The sequence below is a fragment of the Streptomyces sp. NPDC001941 genome, assembly GCF_040296945.1.
Classification (GTDB): Bacteria; Actinomycetota; Actinomycetes; order Streptomycetales; family Streptomycetaceae; genus Streptomyces.
The window spans coordinates 14474-36236 of record NZ_JBEOYE010000091.1 but is presented as its reverse complement, the minus strand read 5'-3'; the positions used below and the strand labels follow the sequence as shown (position 1 = coordinate 36236).

Below are 21763 nucleotides of genomic sequence, written 5' to 3'. Positions count from 1 at the left end.
GGGGCGCCGGGACGGCTCCTACGCGGTGCCCGGGGTGCGGCGGCGGCGTGCGTACAGCACCGCCCCCGCTCCGGTCACCGCCAGCGCAGCCGCTCCCAGGGCCAACGGGAGCGGGCTGCTGCCCGTGGAGGCCAGGGGGCCCGAGGCCCCCGGACCCTGGGCGGCCGGGTCGTTGCCCGAACCGCCCGCCGCACCGCCAGATGAGCCGCCCACGGCGCCCGCGCCGGGGTCCGTGGCGCCGTCCGACGGCGTGGACGCGGTCGGCGCGGGGCCCGTCGGGTGGGTGCCCGGGTCCTTGCTCGGGTCCTTGCCCGGGTCCGGGGACGGCGCCCCGGTGACCGTGAGCTTCGCCGGCTCGCTGCGCAGCACTCCGGCCGCGTTGCGGAACACCGCCCGGTAGGCGTGCCCGTCCAGCGCGGGCGCCGCCCTGAGCGTCAGGGTGGTCCCGGTCGCGTCCGGCACGGCCTGCCAGGTCTTGCCGTCCGCGCTGGTCTCCCAGCCCACCGCCGGCCGCGGGGTGCCGTCGGCCGACGCGGTGAAGACAGCCTCGGCGCCGGCCTTCGCCGTGACCGGCCGGGGCTGTGCCACGACGGTCGGCGACACCTGGCGGGCCGCCTGGGTGACGGTGCCGGAGGCGACGGCGAAGAGCTCGTGGCGGGTGCCGTCCAGGGCGAGGGCGGCGGGCTTGTCGCCGGTGGCGATCGTCCCGGTCACCTCGCCCTCGGCCGGGTCGACGACCGCCACGGAGGACGCGGTGGTCCGGGCGACGTACAGGGTGCGGGTGCCGGTGTCGTACGCCATGGCCTTGGGGTTGCCGCCGACGGTGAGGGTCCCGGTCACCTCCAGGGCGGCGAGGTCGACCACGGACACCGATCCGGCGGCCAGGTTCGCGACGTACCCGGTGCGGGTGGCGGGGTCGACGGCGACGCCCATGCTGCCCAGCGCCGTGGTGCCGAGGCTGACGGTGCCGGTGACCTTGCCGGTGGTGCCGCTGACGGCGTTGAGGACGTTGCGGTAGACCACCGCGCCGTTCTCCATCGCGCCGCCCACGTAGGTGGCGTACGCGGTGCCGTGCGCGGCGTCGGCCGCCAGGCCCGCGGGGAAGAACGGGAACACGGCCGGTTCGCCGACCCGTTCGCCGCTCCCCAGCGCGTACACGGACACGGACCTGCGGGCCTGGTCGCCGACGTACAGCACCCGGCCGTCGGTGGCGAGCAGGCTGACGCTGCCCTGGCCGGGGACGGCCTCGTCGGTGAGCTTCCCGCTGCCGGTGTCGTACGCGGCGACCCGGGTGGAGAGGCCGAGCAGCAGGGTGGCGCCGTCCGGCGTGAGGCTCAGCACGGTGGCGGGGGCGGGGAGCCGGAGCCGCTCGCCGATCCGTTCGCCGCTCGTCGTGTCGTACACGTCCAGCCAGGACGTCGTGCCGTCGCCGCCGCTCGCGTACAGCCGGCCCTTCGCCGCGTCGACCTCGGTGTCCAGGACGCTGCCGCCCTGCGGCGCCAGGGTCCGCAGCACCGCGTGCCGCACCGTGCCCGCGGGGACGTCGGGCTCGGTGGTGGCGGTGGCGAAGGAGACCGGGACGAGGACGTCCTGGTCGCGCTCGGAGATGTGGGTGTGGTCGGCGCGGGTGACGACGGCGCAGGCCACCTTCGTGCAGTCGAGGTCGCCCTCCCTGCCCTTGGCGTTCAGGGTCAGCTCGAAGCCGCCCTTGCCGTCGGGGCCCGCGGTGAACGGCTTGACCAGGTCCTTGGCGTAGTCCGGCGGGTTGCTGGAGATCCAGTACGAGGAGCCGGTGGCGCCGGAGAGGTCGGCGCCGCCCATGCAGGGGCTGGGTGCCTCGCCGGTCTTCTCCGGCACCGCGCACAGGGCCAGGTAGACGCCCTTGTCCAGGGCGTAGCCGCGGCCGGTGACGGTCAGTCGGGTGCCCGCCGGGTCGAGGCCCGTGGTGCGCGAGACGGTCAGCGTCTGCCCGGTGGGGCCCTTGGCGCTGGTGCCGGCGTCCTCGCTCGCGGCGGGCGCCGCGCCCGCCGCCGTGACCGCCGCGACCAGCGGCAGGACGGCGGCGGCCGCGGCGGCTCGTCTGCTGGTGCGCATCAGCTGAAGGTCACCGGCACGTAGACGTCGTACTTGCGGTCGGCGCTGTCGTAGTGGTCGGCGCGGGTCACGATGGCGCAGGTGACTCCGGACTGGCCGCAGGTGACGGTGTCGGAGATCTTGGCCTTCACGTGGATGGACGCGGTGAAGGAGCCTCTGCCGCCGGACTCGGTGTACGGGGAGGAGTTGCTCGGGGAGAGCCAGTACCAGTCGGAGTTGACCCAGTGCGAGGCGCCGGTGGTGCCGGACTCGTCCTGGCCGCCCAGACACGGGGTGGGCTTGTTGTTCCAGGTGGACGGGTCGCTGGTGTTCACGCCCGCGGGCACCGCGCAGAGGCCGACGTACACGCCCTGGTCGGGGTTGTAGCCGGAGCCGCTGACCGAGACGTTGGAGCCCGCGGCGGGCAGCGCGTTCGGGGCGGTCAGGGAGAGCGTGTAGCTCTGTCCGCCGTCGGTGACGGTGCGCCCGGCGGTGGCGGCGGAGGCGGACGAGGCGAGACCGACGGTGAGCGCGGCGGCGCTGGCGGCGACGAGCGCGGCGCGGAGGACGCGTACGGCAGGCATGGGTGTGTCCCGAACCTTTCGGCAGGTGAACTTAGGTAAGGCATACCTAAGTCGATGTTGAGGGGGTGAGTCAACCCCTGGCAAAGGAACGCCACTTGGGCCGGGCGTCCGCGCACTCGTGGGGCGGGCGCGACTGGGGCAGACTCGGGGGCATGCGTACCGCTCACCGCGTCGAGACCGTACGGGCCGCCGAGGCCGAGCTGATGGCGAAGCTGCCGGAGGGCGCCCTGATGCAGCGGGCCGCCGCCGGGCTCGCCGCCGCCTGCGCGGGCCTGCTCGGCCGGGTGTACGGGGCCCGGGTCGTCCTCCTCGTCGGCAGCGGCGACAACGGCGGCGACGCCCTGTACGCGGGCGCCCGCCTCGCCCGCCGGGGCGCCGGGGTCGCCGCCGTCCTGCTCGGCTCCCGGGCCCACCAGGACGGGCTCGCCGCGCTGCGCCGCGCGGGCGGCCGGGTCGCCGACGACCCCTACGAGGCGCTCGCCGCGGCCGACCTGGTGCTCGACGGGATCACCGGCATCGGCGGGCGCGGCGGACTGCGCCCCGACGCCGTCCCGGTGGCCCGGGCGGCCCGCGGCTGCGGCGCCGCCGTGGTCGCCGTCGACCTGCCCAGCGGCGTCGACGCCGACACCGGCGAGGTCGCGGGGGAGGCCCTGCGGGCGGACGCGACCGTCACCTTCGGCACGTACAAGCCGGGGCTGCTCGTCGACCCGGCGCGGGAGTACGCGGGCGCGGTGCGGCTCGTCGACATCGGCCTCGGCCTGCCCTCCGTGCCCGAACTCGAAGCCCTCCAGCACGCGGACGTGGCACGGCTGCTGCCGGTGCCGGGCGCGGCGAGCGACAAGTACCGCAGGGGGGTCGTCGGGGTCGTCGCCGGATCCGCGCGCTACCCGGGCGCGGCCGTCCTCGCCGTCGCCGGGGCGCTCGCGGGCGGCGCGGGCGCGGTCCGCTACGTCGGCACCGCCGGGCAGCAGGTGCTGGCCGCCCACCCCGAGGTGCTGGCCCACGCGGGCCCGCCCGAGCGCGCCGGGCGCGTCCAGGCGTGGGTGGTGGGCCCCGGCCTGGGCGACGACCCCGGGGTGGCGGCGGTCCTGGCCGCCCCGGTGCCGGTCCTCGTCGACGCGGACGGGCTGCGGGACCTGCCCGCCGCGACGGTACGGTCCCGCACGGCACCCACCCTGCTGACCCCGCACGCCGGGGAGGCCGCCGCGCTGCTCGGCGTGGAGCGCGCCGAGGTCGAGGCGCGGCGCCTGGAGGCGGTACGGGAACTGGTCGGGCGCTACGGGGCGACGGTGCTCCTCAAGGGCTCGACCACGCTGATCGGCTCGCCGTCCGAGCCGGTCCGCGTCAACCCCACCGGCACGGCGTGGCTGGCGACGGCGGGCAGCGGGGACGTGCTGTCCGGGCTCGGCGGGGCGCTCCTGGCGGGCGGACTCTCCGCCCGGGACGCGGGCACGGTGGCGGCCTACCTCCACGGCCTGGCCGGCCGCACGGCAGCCGCCGCGGCCCCCCTGTCGGCCAGCGCCCTCCCCTCCGGCATCCGCCAGTCCTGGCGCGACGTGACGGAGGCCTGACCCGGAGCCCGGGACCCGGGAGTGGGCGGTGCCCATGTGCCGCAGGGCCCGCACCCCGTGCACCCGGGCCCGGAGTGGGCGGTGCCCACGCGGACCCCCGCCCCCACCCGGGCTACCCCTCCCGCGTGGTGAGCGGCCTCCGCGCGGCCGGGGCGATTTGCTCTGGGGGTGATCAAGTGGACTCGTGCGGCCGCCGTGCTGCTCTGCCTGGGCGGCCTCGTCGCCGCCGCCCCGCCCGACCCCCGTCCGGACCCGGCCCCCGCCCCCGCCCTCGCCCCCGTCCTCGCGCTCGCCGAACAGCTCGTCCCTGGCGTCCCCCTCACCCCCCGCCCGCCCTACCCCCTCGACACCCCCGACCAGGCCCTCCCGCCCGTCGTCCACGACCCCGGGCCCGAGGACGAGGCCGAGCCCCCCGCGCCCCCGGCCGGAGTCGACGACCTCGTCGAGTACGTGCCCGCCGCCGAGGCCGCCCGCGCCCGCGAGGCCGCCGCGTCCTGCACCCGCCGCACCGGCCCCCACCAGGCGCAGGTCGAGCGCTGGCTCGGGCTGAAGGCCGACGGGACCCAGTCGCCCGCCGACTGCGCCCGCATCGCCGCCTTCCAGCGCTCCCAGTCCATCCGGCCCGCCATCGGCTTCGCGGGACCCGTCACCTGGGCCCGCATGCGCCAGCTCACCGCCCAGCGCGACCCCAACGCCGACGGCCGCTGCCCGGTCCGCAGGACCAAGGTCGCCTGCGTGGACCTCAGCAGGCAGCTGATGTGGGTGCAGCAGGGCAGGAAGGTCGTCTACGGGCCGGTGCCCGTGCGCAGCGGACGCGCCGGCTTCCGTACCCGTACCGGCTGGCACACCGTCTCCTGGCGCCACAAGAACCACTGGTCGTCCCTCTACAACAGCCCCATGCCGTACAGCCAGTTCTTCAGCGGCGGCCAGGCCTTCCACGGCATCTACGCCAGCACCTCCACCCCGCCCGGCAGCCGCGGCTGCGTCAACCTCAGCCACCGCGACGCCCGCAGGCTGTGGAGCGTCCTCGCCAAGGGTGACCGGGTCTACATCTGGGGCAGGCGGCCCGGGACCTGACACCTGAGAGACTGGGCGACGATGACTGAGACACCACAGCCCGCCCGCGTCCGAGCCGAGAGCGACCCGGCCGTGCCCCCCGAGGGGCCCGGCGCGCCCCGCGCCCGCGCCGAGATCGACCTCGGCGCGCTGCGCGCCAACGTGCGCGCGCTGCGCGCCCGGGTCGCTCCGCACGCCCAGGTGATGGCCGTGGTCAAGGCCGACGCGTACGGCCACGGCGCCGTCCGCTGCGCCCGCGCCGCCCAGCAGGCCGGTGCCACCTGGCTGGGCACCGCCACCCCGCACGAGGCCCTGGCCCTGCGCGCCGCCGGCATCGGCGGCCGGCTGCTGTGCTGGCTGTGGACCCCCGGCGACCCGTGGGCCGAGGGCATCGAGACCGACCTGGACATGTCGGTCAGCGGGCTGTGGGCGCTGCGCGAGGTCGAGGACGCGGCCCGCGCCGTCGGCCGCCCCGCCCGCGTCCAGCTCAAGGCCGACACCGGCCTGGGCCGCAACGGCTGCCAGCCCGCCGACTGGCCCGCGCTCGTCGCCGCCGCCCTGGACGCCCAGGAGCGCGGCCTCGTCCGGGTCACCGGCCTGTGGTCGCACCTGGCCTGCGCCGACGAGCCCGGCCACCCCTCCATCGGCCGCCAGCTCGACGTCTTCCGCCAGCTGGTCGGGTACGCCGAGAAGGAGGGCGTCGAGCCCGAGGTGCGGCACGTGGCGAACTCGCCCGCCACCCTCACCCTGCCCGAGGCCCACTTCGACCTGGTCCGCACCGGCATCGCCGTCTACGGCGTCTCGCCCGCCCCCGAGATCGGCACCCCCGCCGGCCTCGGGCTGCGCCCGGTGATGACGCTGTCCGCCAGTGTCGCCCTGGTGAAGGAGGCCCCCGAGGGCCACGGCGTCAGCTACGGCCACCACTACGTCACCGACCGCGCCACCACCCTCGGCCTGGTCCCGCTGGGCTACGCGGACGGCATCCCGCGCCACGCCTCCGGGCGGGGCCCGGTCCTGGTCGGCGGGAAGGTCCGCACGGTGGCCGGCCGGGTCGCCATGGACCAGTTCGTCGTCGACCTCGGCGGCGACCGGGTCGAACCGGGCACCCGCGCCGTGCTCTTCGGCCCCGGCGACCGGGGCGAGCCGACGGCCGAGGACTGGGCGCGCGCGGCGGACACCATCGCGTACGAGATCGTCACGCGCATCGGAAGCCGCGTGCCGCGCGTCTACCTGAACGAGGACCCGGACGGCGACGCGGACGGCGAGGGCGCGTCCGCCGGCTGATCCGGCGGCAGGACACCCGTTCGGCGAGCCCGCCGGGCGGGAAAGTGAACCACCACGGACGGCCAGAGCACTCCAGCGCGTACGAACAGGAGCGGCACGGTGAGCGAGACCAGCACGGGGGACGTCGTGGCGGCCGCCACGGGCAACTGGCGCCGCGCGGGTGTCGCGGCGGGCTTCGCGGGCGCCGCGATAGGCGTACTCGCCGCGGGCGCCGCGGCCGGCGTCGCGGTCGAACGGCTCACCGTGGGCCGGGGCATGCGCAAGAAGGCCCGCCTCGCCCTGGACGCCGCAGGGCCCTACGGCTCGCTGCGCGGCACCCCCGGCACCGCCGTCGCCGACGACGGCACCGCGCTCTACTACGAGGTCGACGACGTCGACCCCGAGCCCCAGGGCGCCCGCAGGCGGCGGCTGTTCGGCCGCAAGGAGCCCGCCCCGGTCACCGTCGTCTTCAGCCACGGCTACTGCCTCAACCAGGACTCCTGGCACTTCCAGCGGGCCGCCCTGCGCGGCCTGGTGCGCACCGTGCACTGGGACCAGCGCAGCCACGGCCGCTCCGAGCGCGGCGTGGCCCAGCAGGGCCCGGACGGGGTGCCCGTCTCCATCGACCGCCTGGGCCGCGACCTGAAGGCCGTCATCGACGCGGCCGCCCCCGAGGGCCCGCTGGTGCTGGTCGGCCACTCCATGGGCGGCATGACCGTGATGGCGCTCGGCGACCAGTACCCCGAGCTGGTCCTGGAGCGCGTCGTCGGCGTCGCCTTCGTCGGCACCTCCTGCGGCGGGCTCGGCGAGGTCAACTACGGGCTGCCCGTGGCGGGCGTCAACGCGGTGCGCCGGGTGCTGCCGGGCGTGCTCAAGGCCCTCGGCTCGCAGGTGGACCTGGTGGAGCGCGGGCGGCGGGCGACGGCGGACCTGTTCGCCGGGCTGATCAAGCGGTACTCGTTCTCGTCCCGCGACGTCGACCCGGCCGTCGCCCGGTTCGCCGAGCGGATGATCGAGGGCACGCCCATCGACGTGGTCGCCGAGTTCTTCCCGGCCTTCACCGACCACGACAAGGAGGCCGCGCTCCAGGTCTTCGCCCAGGTGCCCGCCCTGGCGCTGGCCGGCGACCGGGACCTGGTCACGCCCAGCTCGCACACCGAGGCCATCGCGGACCTGCTCCCCGACGCGGAGATGGTGATCGTGCCCGACGCCGGGCACCTGGTGATGCTGGAGCACCCCGAGGCCGTCACCGACCGGATCGCGGACCTGCTGGCGCGGGTCGGGGCGGTCCCGGCAGCGGCTAACGTTGGCACGTATGGAAGCACCGCACAGCCCGGCGGCTGAGGCCGCGGCCCGCCTCACCGTCGACTCGCCCGAGGCCATGCAGGACCTCGGCCGTTCCCTCGCCGCCCTCCTGCGCCCCGGTGACCTGGTGATGCTCACCGGCGAGCTGGGCGCCGGGAAGACCACCCTGACGCGCGGCCTGGGCGAGGGCCTGGGCGTCCGGGGCGCCGTCACCTCCCCGACCTTCGTCATCGCCCGCGTCCACCCGTCCCTCACGGGCGGCCCCGCGCTGGTCCACGTCGACGCCTACCGCCTGGGCGGCGGCCTGGACGAGATGGAGGACCTGGACCTGGACGTGTCGCTGCCCGACTCGGTGGTCGTCGTGGAGTGGGGCGACGGCAAGGTCGAGGACCTCTCCGAGGACCGGCTGCACGTCGTCATCGACCGCGTGGTCGGCGCCACCGACGACGACCGCCGCACCGTCACCCTGACGGGGTACGGCACGCGCTGGTCCGCGGTGGACCTGGCGGGCCTCGCCGCCTGACGCGCACACCGGGGAACCTCCGCACGGCACCCGCACTGCACCCGCGACGGCACCCGCGCGGTGTACTTTCCGACAAGCCGTCGGGAAAATGTTGCGTGCGTCCCACCGGGCGTGGTCACATGGAGTACGAGACCTGGTTAGGTCTGCCTAACCACGCCCGGCCCCCGATGCGCAGGAGGCGTCATGACGGCACAGGAGTCCACCCGGCCGGTACCGGCACGACCGGCCCAGGCCGTCTCCATGGGGACCCTGCTCGCCTCGTGCGCCGCGGCCACCGCCGTGTCCACCCCGCCGAGCGAGCGCCAGACGGCGGACGCGACCGACCCGGACACGGATACGGGTACGGAGGACGAGGACCACCGCACCGCGGCCTGAGCGCGGACTGTTCTACGGCAGGACGACGACCTTCTTGCCGATCGTCGCGAACTCCCACAGCGCGTCGCCGTCCTCGCGCTTCATCCGGATCCCGCCCGTCTTGCGCGCCGGGTCCGGGCTCGCCATCGTCCCGTCGACCGCCGCGCTGAAGCCGATCGCGACGTCCTCCACGTTCGCGAACCGCACCACGTGCTCGATCTGCACCCCGTCCGAGCCGCGCACCGAACCAGAGCGCGACCTGACGCTGTACGAACCGGGGGCCGGGTTCACCGCGCTCGGCATCACCGCGAACGTACGGGCGACCTTGTTGCCCTTCTCCTCGACCAGCCACACCCGACGCTCCGCCAGCGCGTACACCACCCGGGCGTTGCGGCCCGAGTTCGCGGGCAGCGCCAGCGGGTCCTTCGGCGGGACCTTCGCGCCCGGGGAGGCCGGCGAGGACGGCGAGGTGCTCGGGTCCTTCGCCTTGGGGTGGAGGTCGCCGGGGGCGCTCGCCGACGCCTGGTAGGCCAGGAAACCGACCACGGCCACCGCCGCCGCCGTGAGCCCGGCCACGAATCCCGAGCTGCCCTTAGCCACCTTGCCACCTCTCGTACGTACGTGTCGGTGGTGACGGTAGCAGTCAGGCGGTCCCCCGACTTGGCGCCGTGCCCCGGGCGAACGCGCCGTAGGCTGTTCGCGTGCTGTTGCTCGCTCTGGATACCGCCACGCCCGCCGTCACCGCCGCCCTGCACGACGGGGACACCGTCGTCGCCGAGTCGACCAGCGTCGACGCCCGGCGCCACGGCGAACTGCTGCTGCCCGCCGTCGACCGCGCCCTGAAGGAGGCGGGCCGCGAGCTCGCCGAGGTCACCGGCATCGTCGTCGGCGTCGGCCCCGGCCCCTACACCGGACTGCGCGTCGGCCTGGTCACCGCCGCCGCCTTCGCCTCCGCCCTCGACGTCCCCGTGCACGGCCTGTGCACCCTGGACGGCCTGGCCTACGCCTCCGGCATCGACGGGCCCTTCGTCGTCGCCACCGACGCCCGGCGCAAGGAGGTGTACTGGGCCCGGTACGACGACGCCCGCACCCGGACCACCGACGCCGCCGTCGACCGCCCCGCCGAGATCGCCGACCGGGTCGCCGGACTGCCCGCCGTCGGTGCCGGGGCCCTGCTCTACCCCGACGTCTTCACCGACGCCCGCGGCCCCGAGCACCAGTCCGCCGGAGCCCTCGCCTCCCTCGCCGCCGAGCGCCTCGCCGCCGGGGTGGACTTCCTCGACCCGCGCCCCCTCTACCTGCGCCGCCCCGACGCCCAGGTGCCCAAGAACTACAAGGTGGTCACCCCCAAGTGACCGCCACCGCGACCGCCGTGCTGCGCGAGATGCGCTGGTGGGACATCGCCCCCGTGCTCGCGCTCGAGGACGAGCTGTTCCCCGAGGACGCCTGGTCGTCCGGCATGTTCTGGTCCGAGCTGGCCCACGCCCGCGGCACCGCCCCCACCCGCCACTACGTCGTCGCCGAGCACGCCGGGCGCATCGCCGGGTACGCGGGCCTCGCCTGGGCGGGCGGCCTCGCCGACGTCCAGACCATCGCCGTGGCCCGCCCCCACTGGGGCACCGGCCTCGGCGCCACCCTGCTCACCGACCTGCTCCGGCAGGCCACCACCGTCGAGTGCGACGAAGTGCTCCTCGAAGTACGGGTCGACAACACCCGGGCCCAGAAGCTCTACGAACGCTTCGGCTTCGAACCCATCGGCTTCCGCCGCGGCTACTACCAGCCCGGCAACATCGACGCGCTCGTGATGCGGCTCAACCTCCACGACGTACAAGGAACAGAAGAGACCCATGGCTGACCCACGACGCGACGAGCCGCTCGTCCTCGGCATCGAGACCTCCTGCGACGAGACCGGCGTCGGCATCGTGCGCGGCACGACCCTCCTCGCCGACGCGATCGCCTCCAGCGTGGACACCCACGCCCGGTTCGGCGGCGTCGTCCCCGAGATCGCCTCCCGCGCCCACCTGGAGGCGATGGTCCCCACCATCGAGCGCGCCCTGAAGGAAGCCGGCGTCAGCGCCCGCGACCTCGACGGCATCGCCGTCACCGCCGGACCCGGCCTGGCCGGCGCCCTCCTCGTCGGGACCTCCGCCGCCAAGGCCTACGCCTACGCCCTGGGCAAGCCCCTGTACGGCGTCAACCACCTGGCCTCCCACATCTGCGTCGACCAGCTCGAACACGGCCCGCTGCCCGAGCCGACCATGGCCCTGCTCGTCTCCGGCGGCCACTCCTCCCTGCTGCTCGCCCCCGACATCACCTCCGACGTCCGCCCCATGGGCGCCACCATCGACGACGCCGCCGGCGAGGCCTTCGACAAGATCGCCCGCGTCCTCGACCTCGGCTTCCCCGGCGGCCCCGTCATCGACCGCCTCGCCCGCGAGGGCGACCCGAAGGCCATCGCCTTCCCGCGCGGACTGAGCAGCGCCAAGGACCCGGCGTACGACTTCTCCTTCTCCGGCCTCAAGACCGCCGTCGCCCGCTGGGTCGAGGCCAAGCGCAACGCGGGCGAGGACGTCCCCGTCCGCGACGTCGCCGCCTCCTTCCAGGAGGCCGTCGTCGACGTCCTCACCCGCAAGGCCGTCCGCGCCTGCAAGGACGAGGGCGTCGACCACCTGATGATCGGCGGCGGCGTCGCCGCCAACTCCCGGCTGCGCGCCCTCGCCCAGGAGCGCTGCGAGCGCGCGGGCATCACCCTGCGGGTGCCGCGCCCCAAGCTGTGCACCGACAACGGCGCGATGGTGGCCGCCCTCGGCGCGGAGATGGTCGCCCGCAACCGCCCCGCCTCCGACTGGGAGCTTTCGGCCGACTCCTCCCTCCCGGTGACGGAGCCCCACGTCCCGGGCGCCCACGCGCACGGCCACGCGCACGGGGACCACGACCACGACCACCTGCACGAGCTGAGCAAGGACAACCTGTACTCATGAAGGTCGCCCTGATGTGGGAGGCCCGGGCCGCCGGGGGTCGGGGCGCGGAACTGCTGGCCTGGGCCCGCGCCCAGAGCCTGCCCCACCCGCCGGAGCGCCGCGAGGTGTTCCGCGCGGAGGGGGAGCGGGTGCTGGTGATCACCTGGTGGGAGGCGGAGTCACTGTCCGCCCCGCTGCCCGAACTCCCGGAGCCGGACGGCGATCTGCTGTCGAGGCCGGTGCACCGGTGGAGGTTCGAGGCGGTGGGGTAGGGGCGCGGGGGCGCCCGGGGTGGGGCGGACCGCGGGACCGCCCGGTCCGACAGGGTCGTAAGGCCTTGTGATCTTGGGTCTTCCGGCCCGGCCGGAACCTCGCCGCCCCCGATTAACCTCACCCCTGACATGGGCAAACACCGACGGACCCGGCCGATGACCCCGGAGGAGGCGGCCGCGCTCGCCCTCTACCGCAAGCGCCGGGGCCGCGGGGCCGCCGGGCCCGCGCGGCTCGCCGTCGCCGCCGTGCTCTCCGCCGCCTTCCTCGTGGGCACCGCCGTCGCCGGCGCCGACTCGCGCGCCCTCGTCGGCGACCTGGAGGCCCACGGCGCCGAGGTCTCCGCCCTCGTCGTCGAGACGCGCCACCCCGCGAAGGGCCCCGACCGCGTCGTCGTGCGGTACGAGAGCAAGGGCGGCGCCCGCGTACGTACCGAACTGCCCGAGGTCTACGGCAAGTTGCCCCGTCCCCGTACCGGCGAGCGCATCGCCGTCGTCCACGACGAGCGCGACCCCTCGCGCGTCGCCGCCCGCGAACAGCTCGGCTACCCCTCCGGGCCCGCCTGGTGGGAGTGGGGCCTCGGGGCCGTCGCCTGCGGCATCCTCGTGACCGGCGCCTTGCGTGCCGGGGCCTGGGCCCTCGGCCGGTTCCGCGGGCGCGCACAGGCAACCCGGGGCGCGGAAAACGCATCCCTCAGTACGCAGTAGATCGCGCGTTCGGACATGGGGAACTCAGGTTCGTAGGAAAACAGCGGGAGCGGCGGCCCTCGTCGCGGCCCTGGCCGTCGGCGTCTCCGGATGCGGCACGGGCGGCAGCGACGGCGGAGACACCTCACCCCGGGCGCAGTCGCCCGCGCCCCGGACCTCCGCCCCGGCCAAGGGCGACGACCGCGCCCCGGACGCCGCCGCCGCGTACCGCAAGTGGGGGCTCAAGCCCTTCCCGGCGGCCCCCGCCGCCCCCGCGGCCAAGCCCGTGAAGACCGGCGGCGGCCGGGTCCCGGTGATCAGCGACATACCCACCAAGGACAAGGTCGTCTTCGTCACCATCGACGACGGCGCCGAGAAGGACCCGAAGTTCGTCCAGATGATGAAGGACCTCAACGTCCCCTTCACCATGTTCCTCACGGACTCCGCGATCAGCAGCGACTACGGCTACTTCAAGAAGCTCAAGGCCGCCGGCGGCACCGTCGCCAACCACACCCTGACCCACCCCAACCTCCGCACCCAGGGCCCCGGCGCCCAGCAGCACGAGATCTGCGGCCAGCAGAAGAAGCTCGCCAAGGAGTACGGCGACACCCCGCGCCTGCTCCGCCCGCCCTACGGCAACTGGAACGAGAGCACCCGCGCCGCCGCCGAGCAGTGCGGCGTCGAGGCCATCGTCCTGTGGCGCGAGTCCATGCAGATCACCAACATGCAGTACCAGCGCGGCGACAAGAAGCTCCACCCCGGCGACATCATCCTGGCCCACTTCCGCGGCAAGTCCGAGCTCAAGGGCACCACCATGACGGAGATGTACGCCAACATGCTCCGCCACATCCAGGAGCAGGGCTTCACGGTCGGGCGCCTGGAGGACTACGTCTGACCGTCAGCGGAAGAACGCGGCGAAAAAACTTCGCGCGCGATGTCGAAATGCCGTACGCCCCGTTCGACGCAAGGGTGAGAGGCGGGGAACGACCCCGCCGCCGCACCCGAGGAGCACCACCATGCCCCGCTACATGACACTCATCCGCGTCGACGAGGACAACGCCCCGGCCGAGGGCCCCAGCCCCGAGCTCATGGAGCGCATGGGCGTCCTCATCGAGGAGATGACCAAGGCCGGCGTCCTGCTCGACACCTCCGGCCTGCACCCCACCTCCGAGGGACGCCGCGTCACCTGGTCGGGCGGGAACATCTCCGTCACCGACGGGCCCTTCACCGAGACCAAGGAGGTCATCGGCGGTTACTCCGTCCTCCAGGCCAAGGACATGGCCGAGGCCGAGGAGTGGACCCGGCGCTTCCTGAAGGTCCACGAGGACTACTGGACCGTGACCTGCGAGATCCGCGAGATCGTGGAGTTCTGAGCGGGCCGGCACCCCTTCCGGGGGCCGATTGCGGAGGTGCGGTCCGGGTGCTCTGATGGGTACCCGTGACCGCCCCGCACGCCGCCCCGCACGCCGTCGAGACCGTCTTCCGCCTGGAGTACCCGCGCGTCATCGCCGCGGCCGCCCGGATCGTACGGGACGTGGGCCTCGCCGAGGAGATCGCCCAGGACGCCCTGGTCGCCGCCCTGGAGCAGTGGCCCCGCGACGGCGTCCCCGACAACCCCGGCGCCTGGCTCACCGCCACCGCCAAGCACCGCGCCGTCGACCTCGTCCGCCGCCGCGAGACGTACGCCCGCAAACTCGCCGAACTGGGCCGCGACCTCACCGAGGAGACCCACGACCCCGAACCCTCCGGGCCCGGCGACATCGACGACGACCTCCTCCGGCTCGTCTTCACCGCCTGCCACCCCGTCCTCTCCGCCGACGCGCGCATCGCCCTCACCCTGCGCATGCTCGGCGGGCTCACCACCGCCGAGATCGCCCGCGCCTTCCTCGTCCCCGAGCCCACCGTCGCCCAGCGCGTCACCCGCGCCAAGCGCACCCTCGCCCGCGAAGGCGTCGACTTCGCCGTCCCCTACGGCGCGGACCGCGCCGCCCGGCTCTCCTCCGTGCTCGAAGTCATCTACCTCGTCTTCAACGAGGGCTACTCCGCCACCTCCGGCGACGACCTGCTGCGCCCCGCACTCTGCGAGGACGCCCTGCGCCTGGTCCGGGTCCTCCAGGGCCTCATGCCCCACGAGCCGGAGGTGCACGGCCTCGCGGCGCTCCTGGAGATCCAGGCGTCCCGCACCGCGGCGCGCACCGGCCCGGACGGGGAGCCGGTGCTGCTCGCCGACCAGAACCGCGGACGCTGGAGCCTCCCGCTGGTCCGGCGCGGCTTCGCGGCGCTCCAGCGGGCGGGGGAGGGGCCGTACGCGCTCCAGGCCGCCATCGCGGCGTGCCACGCGCGGGCGGTGACGTACGCCGACACCGACTGGAAGACCATCACCGCGCTCTACGACCGGCTCGCGGCCCTCGCGCCGTCCCCCGTGGTCGAGCTCAACCGGGCGGTCGCGGTCGCTCACTCCGAGGGGCCCGGGGCCGCCCTGGAACTCGTCGACGCGCTGGGCGCCGAACCGGCCCTGAAGGACTACCACTTGCTGCCCAGCGTGCGCGGCGACCTGCTGCTGCGGCTCGGGCGCACGGACGAGGCACGCGAGTCCTTCGAACGGGCCGCCACCCTCACCGCCAACGCCCGCGAACGCGCCCTCCTGACCGCCCGCGCCCGAGCACTCGGCAGCCTGCCGGCTGACGGCTGACAGCCGACATTCGGCAGCTGACAGCCGTCAGCCGACCGATATCAGCTGACAGATTTCACCGTCCGTCATCGGTCAGCTGTCATCGGTCGTCCGTCAGGTGTCAGCTGTCATCCGTCACCCGACAGCTGACACCCGACCGCTGTCATCGGTCACCTGTCATCCGCCAGCTGGCACCCGACAGCTGCCAGCCGTCACCCGACCACCCGACACCCCTCACCGCACCGGTCCCCCCACCAACATCGTCGGCGCCCCCGCCACCCGCGTGAGGAACACCGTCGCCGCGTTCGGGCCCTTCGGTTTGATCTTGCGGCGCAGTTCCTCAGGCTCCACCGCCGAGCCGCGCTTCTTCACCGTCAGCGTGCCGACCTCCCGCTCGCGCAGCAGCGCCTTCAGCTTCTTGAGGTTGAACGGCAGCCGGTCGGTGATCTCGTACGCCGTCGCGTACGGCGTCGGGCGCAGCTCGTCCGACGTCACGTACGCGATCGTCTCGTCGACCAGCCCGCCGTCCAGCTCCTCGGCCACCTCCGCCACCAGGTGCGCCCGGATCACCGCGCCGTCCGGTTCGTAGAGGTAGCGGCCCACCGGGCGGACCGCCGGGTCGGGCAGGCCGCGGGAGGTGAGCGTGGTGCCGGCGGGCAGCAGGGTGGCCCGGACCGCGCCCGGCTCCGTGCCGAACCACAGCACCGCCTCCTTCACGTCCCCGCCGTCCGAGATCCACTCGGCCTCGGCCTGTTCCGGCACCGTCTCGTGCGGGATCCCCGGCGCGATCTTCAGCGCCGCGCGCGGCGCCCTCAGGGCCGCGCCGACCGCCCAGGACAGCGGCGGCGAGTAGGCCTCGGGGTCGAAGATGCGGCCCCGGCCGCCCCGCCGCGCGGGGTCCACGAAGACCGCGTCGTAGCCGGCCGTGTCGACCTCGGTGACGTCGGCGCACCGGACCTCGATCAGGTCGGCCAGGCCCAGCGCGGCGGCGTTGGCGCGGGCGGCCTCGGCGGTGAGCTCGTCCCGGTCGACGGCGAGGACCCGGATGCCCGCGCGGGCCAGGGCGATCGCGTCGCCCCCGATGCCGCCGCACAGGTCGGCCACCGAGGTGACGCCGAGGGCGGCGAAGCGGCGGGCCCGGTAGGTGCCGACGGTCGCCCGGGTGGACTGCTCGACGCCGCCGGGCGTGAAGTACATGCGGTACGCGTCCTCGGCGCCGAACTTGGCCACCGCGCGCTGGCGCAGCCGGGCCTGTCCGAGGGCCGCCGACACCAGTTCCGCGGGGTGCTCGCGGCGCAGCCGGGAGGCGAGGGCGAGTTCCTGGGCGGGGTCGTGGTCGCGCAGCCTGGCGAGCAGGGCCTGGCCCTCCTCGGTGAGCAGGGAGCGGAAGGCGTCGAGGTCGTTCACCCGGTCCATTGTGGGCCAGCCGGGGGATGGTGCGCGTCGGGCGGCGGTGTCGCCCGGTCGTCGGGGGTCCGCGCTGAAAGGATCCGACGCCATGATGCTAGTACGACAAAAGGAAAAAAAGGTCACAAGGCGGGTGTCGATCGTGCTGGTCGTGCTGCTCGCCGCGGCCCTGGGCGCGGGCTGCTCCGCCGGGGACGGCAAGGAGCCCGCGAAGCCCGCCGCCGGACAGCCGCCGCAGGCCGCCGGCGGGGCCGGCGCCCTCACCTCGTACGTCGAGAAGGTCAGGCGCGCCCAGGCCGCCCGCGCGCTCGCCGCGAAGAAGTGGGGCCTGGCCAGGACCCCGCTGGCCGCGCCCCCGCCGCCCGCGGTCAAGCCGAAGATCACCTTCCGCAAGGGCTTCGAGGTCGGCGACGACAGCCTCCCGCCGGTCTTCACGACCGTCCCCACCAAGGACCGCGTGGTCTTCCTGACCATCGACGACGGCGCCGAGAAGGACCCCGAGCTGCTGACGATGATGACCGAACTGGGCATCCCGTACAGCGCGTTCCTCAGCGACTACCTGGTCAAGGAGGACTACGACTACTTCAAGCGGATGCGGGACCGGGGCGTGGCCCTGCACAACCACACCCTCAACCACCGCTACATGCCCGGCCTGTCCTACACCGCGCAGAAGCACGAGATCTGCGACCAGCAGGCCAACATCGAGAAGCGGTACGGCAAGCGGCCCCCGCTCTTCCGCCCGCCCTACGGCAACTACAACCAGGACACCCTGCGCGCCGCCAAGTCGTGCGGGGTCAAGGCCGTGCCCCTGTGGGCCGCGGAGGCGTTCCCCGACCACATGGAGTGGCGCGAGTGGGACCGTGACCTGCACCCCGGCGACATCGTGCTCACCCACTTCCGCGGCCCCGGCGACTGGAAGGGCACCATGCCCGACATGATCCGCCGGGTGATGAAGACGATCACCGACAAGGGCTACGCGGTGGCCCGCCTGGAGGACTACGTATGAGACGCGCGCCCCGGCTGCTCGCCGGTGCCCTGGCGGCCGGAGTGCTCCTCGCCTCCGCCGGGTGCGCCGCCCCGGTCGACCCGATCGAGCGGCTGGGGCGCAAGGCCGCGCAGAAGGTCCGCCAGGTGCGGCCCGGGGCGGGGCCGCCCGTGGCCGCCGCCGCGTACCGCACCTGGGGGCTCGCGGCCCCGCTGGCCGCGCCACCGCCCGCGCGCCGGGCGGCCGGGCTGCCGTACGTGGTGGACCGGGTGCCCACCCGCGACCGGGTCGTCTTCGTGACCTACGACGACGGCGCCGAGCGGGACCCGGCCTTCGCGCGGATGGTCGGCGAGCTTCGCCTGCCGATCAGCATGTTCCTCACCGACAGCGTGGCCGCGCCCGGCTACGGACACTTCGACGCGCTGCGCCGGTCCGGCGGGGCGAGCGTGCAGAACCACACGGTGGGCCACCGCCACCTGCCCGGACTGTCGTACGCGGACCAGCGCGCGGAGATCTGCGGCCAGCAGGACCGCCTGGCGGCCCGCTTCGGCGCCCGGCCCCGGCTGTTCCGGCCGCCCTACGGCGCGTACGACGCCACGACACTGGCCGCGGCGCGCTCCTGCGGGGTGGAGCGGGTGGTGCTGTGGCGGGCGGCGATGCAGATCCACGACCTGCGGTACGCGGACGGGGAGGGGCTGCGCCCCGGCGACATCGTGCTGGCGCACTTCCGGGGGCCGGACGAGCTCAAGGGCAGCACGCTGCCGCAGATGACCACGCGCATGCTGCGCCGCATCCAGGAGCAGGGCTTCGCGGTGGCGCGCCTGGAGGACTATCTCTGAGCCGCCCTGGGCAGCACCTCTGAGCTGCGCGGGAGCCCGGCGCGCCGGAGGAACGGTCGAGGACGTCACGCCACGGGGCGGTGAATTGGCACTCCGCTTGACCGAGTGCTAATCGCGGACATAGTCTCGGGCCTGGCACTCACCACTGGAGAGTGCCAATAGCGCGACGGGCAGGTCCGGCACCCGCGACGACGGATCGACCTGGTCGCCACCCAGACAGTTAACCCCGTGAGATCTCCGAAGGGGGAGGTCGGATCGTGACGACCGCCAGCTCCAAGGTTGCCATCAAGCCGCTCGAGGACCGCATCGTGGTCCAGCCGCTCGACGCCGAGCAGACCACGGCCTCCGGCCTGGTCATCCCGGACACCGCGAAGGAGAAGCCCCAGGAGGGCGCCGTCCTCGCCGTGGGCCCGGGCCGCTTCGAGAACGGCGAGCGCCTTCCGCTCGACGTCAAGGTCGGCGATGTCGTGCTGTACAGCAAGTACGGCGGCACCGAGGTGAAGTACAACGGCGAGGAGTACCTCGTCCTCTCGGCTCGCGACGTGCTCGCGATCATCGAGAAGTAATTCACCCGAAGCAGAATGCTTTGAGCCGCGCCCCTGGCCCCCGCTGAGAATGCCGGGTGCGAGGGGCGCGGTTCGTTTCACCGGCGATGGGCGGCCGCAGTCGCGGCCGAGGATCGCAATCGAGAGGACTGACTCAGCCCCATGGCGAAGATCCTGAAGTTCGACGAGGACGCCCGTCGCGCCCTCGAGCGCGGCGTCAACAAGCTTGCCGACACGGTCAAGGTGACGATCGGCCCCAAGGGCCGCAACGTCGTCATCGACAAGAAGTTCGGCGCCCCCACCATCACCAACGACGGTGTCACGATCGCCCGCGAGGTCGAGATCGAGGACCCGTACGAGAACCTGGGCGCCCAGCTGGTGAAGGAGGTGGCCACCAAGACCAACGACGTCGCCGGTGACGGCACCACCACCGCCACCGTCCTGGCCCAGGCCCTGGTCCGCGAAGGCCTGCGCAACGTCGCCGCGGGTGCCTCCCCGGCCTCCCTGAAGAAGGGCATCGACGCCGCCGTCAAGGCCGTCTCCGAGGACCTCCTCGCCACCGCGCGCCCGATCGACGAGAAGTCCGACATCGCCGCCGTGGCCGCGCTGTCCGCCCAGGACCAGCAGGTCGGCGAGCTCATCGCCGAGGCCATGGACAAGGTCGGCAAGGACGGTGTCATCACCGTCGAGGAGTCCAACACCTTCGGCCTGGAGCTCGACTTCACCGAGGGCATGGCCTTCGACAAGGGCTACCTGTCCCCGTACATGGTGACCGACCAGGAGCGCATGGAGGCCGTCCTCGACGACCCGTACATCCTGATCCACCAGGGCAAGATCGGCGCGATCCAGGACCTGCTGCCGCTGCTGGAGAAGGTCATCCAGGCCGGTGGCTCCAAGCCGCTGCTGATCATCGCCGAGGACGTCGAGGGCGAGGCCCTGTCGACCCTGGTCGTCAACAAGATCCGCGGCACGTTCAACGCCGTCGCGGTCAAGGCCCCCGGCTTCGGCGACCGCCGCAAGGCGATGCTGCAGGACATGGCCACCCTCACCGGTGCCACCGTCATCGCCGAGGAGGTCGGCCTCAAGCTCGACCAGGCCGGCCTGGACGTGCTGGGCACCGCCCGCCGCGTGACGGTCTCCAAGGACGACACCACCATCGTCGACGGTGGCGGCAACTCCGAGGACGTCGTGGGCCGCGTCGCCCAGATCAAGGCCGAGATCGAGGCCACGGACTCCGACTGGGACCGCGAGAAGCTCCAGGAGCGCCTCGCGAAGCTGGCCGGCGGCGTGTGCGTGATCAAGGTCGGCGCCGCCACCGAGGTGGAGCTGAAGGAGAAGAAGCACCGTCTGGAGGACGCCATCTCCGCGACCCGCGCCGCGGTCGAGGAGGGCATCGTCTCCGGTGGTGGCTCCGCCCTGGTGCACGCCGTCAAGGTCCTCGAGGGCAACCTCGACAAGACCGGCGACGAGGCCACCGGTGTCGCCGTGGTCCGCCGCGCCGCCGTCGAGCCGCTGCGCTGGATCGCCGAGAACGCCGGCCTCGAGGGCTACGTCATCACCGCCAAGGTGGCGGAGCTGGACAAGGGCCAGGGCTTCAACGCCGCGACCGGCGAGTACGGCGACCTGATCAAGGCCGGCGTCATCGACCCGGTCAAGGTCACGCGCTCCGCCCTGGAGAACGCCGCCTCCATCGCCTCCCTGCTGCTCACGACCGAGACCCTGGTCGTCGAGAAGAAGGAAGAGGAGCCGGCGGACGCGGGCCACGGCCACGGTCACTCGCACTGACGCGTAGCCAGGCGCACTGACGCCACGAGGCCCGGTGCCCCCGTCGCGGGGGCACCGGGCCTCGCCCGTTCTCGGCGTACGGCCTACTGGGGGCCGTACTTGCGCCCGGCCCGGGAGCTGAACCCGCCCAGCAGCCCGCGCGGCGCCAACTTCACCACGCCCATCAGCGCCTTGTAGCGCGGGTCGGGCACCGACAGGGACTTGCCGCGCGCCAGGTCGGCCAGCGCCTCCGAGACCAGCTTGTCGGCGTCCAGCCACATCCAGCCGGGGATGTTGTCCGTGCCCATCCCGGCCCGCTCGTGGAACTCCGTCCGTACGAAACCGGGGCACAGGGCCATCAGCCGCACCCCGCTGCCCGCCAGGTCGCGGGCCGCGCCCTGGGTGAACTGCACGACCCAGGCCTTGGACGCGCCGTAGGTGCCGCGCGGCACGAAGGCGGCCACCGAGGCCACGTTCACCACGCCGCCCCGGCCCCGCTCGCGCATCGACGCGGACGCCGCCGAGGTCAGCCGCAGCACCGCCTCGCAGTGCACCTTCAGCATCGTCAGCTCGTCGGCCATGGACACGTCCAGGAACCGGCCCTTGTTGCCGAACCCGGCGTTGTTGATGAGCAGGTCGACCGGCTGCCTGGGGTCGGACAGCCGCGCCTCGACGGCCGCGATGCCCTCCTCGGCGGACAGGTCGGCCGACAGGACCTCGGCCTCCACCCCGTGCCGGTCGTGCAGCTCGGTCGCCTGCTCGCTCAGCCGCTTCACGTCGCGGGCCACCAACACCACGTCGTGGCCGTCCGCGGCCAGCCGACGCGCGAAGGCGGCGCCGATGCCCGCCGTGGCGCCCGTAATCAGTGCAGTCGTCATACGCGGCACGTTAGTGCCCCGCGCGGCGG

General features: G+C 74.1%; 23 protein-coding genes. 18 read left to right on the top strand and 5 right to left on the bottom strand.

Translation table 11 applies throughout. The annotated features are described in order from the left end of the window. Positions 1-18: 18 nt before the first annotated feature. Both ABT160_RS37900 and ABT160_RS37895 read right to left on the bottom strand, forming a co-directional pair. Entirely contained in the window at positions 19-2094 is a 2076-nt protein-coding gene (locus ABT160_RS37900) for an endoglucanase (protein WP_351652850.1), read from the bottom strand. Continuing rightward, entirely contained in the window at positions 2094-2657 is a 564-nt protein-coding gene (locus ABT160_RS37895; protein ID WP_351652848.1) for a hypothetical protein, read from the bottom strand. The genes ABT160_RS37900 and ABT160_RS37895 overlap by 1 nt, the downstream gene beginning before the upstream one ends. A gap of 152 nt (positions 2658-2809) precedes the next feature. On the opposite strand from ABT160_RS37895, the gene ABT160_RS37890 reads away from it, so the two are divergent. From ABT160_RS37890 to ABT160_RS37865, 6 genes are all read left to right on the top strand, one after another. Further along, a complete protein-coding gene (locus tag ABT160_RS37890) occupies positions 2810-4228 on the top strand; it encodes an NAD(P)H-hydrate dehydratase (protein WP_351652846.1) in 1419 nt (472 codons plus the stop codon). A 168-nt stretch (positions 4229-4396) separates the two neighbouring features. Next, entirely contained in the window at positions 4397-5305 is a 909-nt protein-coding gene (locus ABT160_RS37885; RefSeq protein ID WP_351652845.1) for a L,D-transpeptidase, read from the top strand. Positions 5306-5326: 21 nt separating this feature from the next. Then, on the top strand, positions 5327-6568 hold the full coding sequence (gene alr, locus ABT160_RS37880) for an alanine racemase (protein ID WP_351652843.1): 1242 nt from the start codon (positions 5327-5329) through the stop codon (positions 6566-6568). Between the two features lie 99 nt (positions 6569-6667). Further along, on the top strand, positions 6668-7891 hold the full coding sequence (locus ABT160_RS37875; RefSeq protein WP_351652841.1) for an alpha/beta fold hydrolase: 1224 nt from the start codon (positions 6668-6670) through the stop codon (positions 7889-7891). Further along, the gene (tsaE, locus tag ABT160_RS37870; RefSeq protein WP_351652839.1) at positions 7863-8375 is read left to right on the top strand and encodes a tRNA (adenosine(37)-N6)-threonylcarbamoyltransferase complex ATPase subunit type 1 TsaE; all 513 of its coding nucleotides are present in this window, start codon (positions 7863-7865) and stop codon (positions 8373-8375) included. Before ABT160_RS37875 ends, tsaE begins: the two co-directional genes overlap by 29 nt. Before the next feature lie 183 nt (positions 8376-8558). Then, positions 8559-8750, top strand: coding sequence for a hypothetical protein (locus tag ABT160_RS37865; protein WP_351652837.1), 192 nt, complete (start codon positions 8559-8561; stop codon positions 8748-8750). Positions 8751-8762: 12 nt separating this feature from the next. Here the strand turns inward: ABT160_RS37865 and ABT160_RS37860 are convergent, their stop codons facing one another. Then, positions 8763-9329, bottom strand: coding sequence for a L,D-transpeptidase (locus ABT160_RS37860; protein ID WP_351652835.1), 567 nt, complete (start codon positions 9327-9329; stop codon positions 8763-8765). 101 nt (positions 9330-9430) lie between these two features. Here ABT160_RS37860 and tsaB point away from each other — a divergent pair, with 101 nt between their 5' ends. The 8 genes from tsaB (at position 9431) to ABT160_RS37820 (ending at position 15337) form a co-directional block, all read left to right on the top strand. Next, positions 9431-10084: a tRNA (adenosine(37)-N6)-threonylcarbamoyltransferase complex dimerization subunit type 1 TsaB gene (gene tsaB / locus ABT160_RS37855; protein WP_351652833.1), complete on the top strand. Its 654-nt coding sequence runs from the start codon at positions 9431-9433 to the stop codon at positions 10082-10084. A 29-nt stretch (positions 10085-10113) separates the two neighbouring features. Then, complete coding sequence (gene rimI, locus ABT160_RS37850; RefSeq protein ID WP_502984375.1) at positions 10114-10584, top strand: ribosomal protein S18-alanine N-acetyltransferase; 471 nt, start codon at positions 10114-10116, stop codon at positions 10582-10584. After that, positions 10577-11710 (top strand): tRNA (adenosine(37)-N6)-threonylcarbamoyltransferase complex transferase subunit TsaD, encoded by a 1134-nt coding sequence (gene tsaD, locus ABT160_RS37845; RefSeq protein ID WP_351652831.1) that lies wholly within the window; start codon positions 10577-10579, stop codon positions 11708-11710. Before rimI ends, tsaD begins: the two co-directional genes overlap by 8 nt. Next, complete coding sequence (locus ABT160_RS37840; protein ID WP_351652830.1) at positions 11707-11961, top strand: hypothetical protein; 255 nt, start codon at positions 11707-11709, stop codon at positions 11959-11961. The genes tsaD and ABT160_RS37840 overlap by 4 nt, the downstream gene beginning before the upstream one ends. Positions 11962-12117: 156 nt before the next feature. Continuing rightward, positions 12118-12666: a DUF3592 domain-containing protein gene (locus ABT160_RS37835; protein ID WP_351652828.1), complete on the top strand. Its 549-nt coding sequence runs from the start codon at positions 12118-12120 to the stop codon at positions 12664-12666. Positions 12667-12736: 70 nt separating this feature from the next. Next, positions 12737-13540 (top strand): polysaccharide deacetylase family protein, encoded by an 804-nt coding sequence (locus ABT160_RS37830; protein WP_502984374.1) that lies wholly within the window; start codon positions 12737-12739, stop codon positions 13538-13540. Between the two features lie 121 nt (positions 13541-13661). Beyond that, positions 13662-14018, top strand: a complete 357-nt coding sequence (locus ABT160_RS37825) for a YciI family protein (RefSeq protein ID WP_351652824.1) — start codon at positions 13662-13664, stop codon at positions 14016-14018. A 65-nt stretch (positions 14019-14083) separates the two neighbouring features. Further along, a complete protein-coding gene (locus ABT160_RS37820) occupies positions 14084-15337 on the top strand; it encodes an RNA polymerase sigma factor (RefSeq protein WP_351652822.1) in 1254 nt (417 codons plus the stop codon). 213 nt (positions 15338-15550) lie between these two features. Here the strand turns inward: ABT160_RS37820 and ABT160_RS37815 are convergent, their stop codons facing one another. Then, on the bottom strand, positions 15551-16732 hold the full coding sequence (locus ABT160_RS37815) for a THUMP-like domain-containing protein (RefSeq protein ID WP_351652820.1): 1182 nt from the start codon (positions 16730-16732) through the stop codon (positions 15551-15553). Positions 16733-16814: 82 nt separating this feature from the next. Between ABT160_RS37815 and ABT160_RS37810 the strand changes: the two genes are divergently transcribed. From ABT160_RS37810 to groL, 4 genes are all read left to right on the top strand, one after another. Further along, positions 16815-17729 carry a polysaccharide deacetylase family protein gene (locus tag ABT160_RS37810; RefSeq protein ID WP_351652818.1) on the top strand — a complete coding sequence of 305 codons (915 nt, stop codon included), beginning with the start codon at positions 16815-16817 and terminating at the stop codon, positions 17727-17729. Further along, positions 17726-18547, top strand: a complete 822-nt coding sequence (locus tag ABT160_RS37805) for a polysaccharide deacetylase family protein (protein WP_351652816.1) — start codon at positions 17726-17728, stop codon at positions 18545-18547. The genes ABT160_RS37810 and ABT160_RS37805 overlap by 4 nt, the downstream gene beginning before the upstream one ends. A 257-nt stretch (positions 18548-18804) precedes the next feature. Then, positions 18805-19113 (top strand): co-chaperone GroES, encoded by a 309-nt coding sequence (gene groES, locus ABT160_RS37800; RefSeq protein ID WP_039652762.1) that lies wholly within the window; start codon positions 18805-18807, stop codon positions 19111-19113. 141 nt (positions 19114-19254) lie between these two features. Then, positions 19255-20877 carry a chaperonin GroEL gene (gene groL, locus ABT160_RS37795; RefSeq protein ID WP_351652814.1) on the top strand — a complete coding sequence of 541 codons (1623 nt, stop codon included), beginning with the start codon at positions 19255-19257 and terminating at the stop codon, positions 20875-20877. An 83-nt stretch (positions 20878-20960) separates the two neighbouring features. On the opposite strand, the gene ABT160_RS37790 is transcribed toward groL, so the two are convergent. After that, positions 20961-21734, bottom strand: a complete 774-nt coding sequence (locus tag ABT160_RS37790; RefSeq protein ID WP_351652812.1) for an SDR family NAD(P)-dependent oxidoreductase — start codon at positions 21732-21734, stop codon at positions 20961-20963. Positions 21735-21763: the final 29 nt, after the last annotated feature.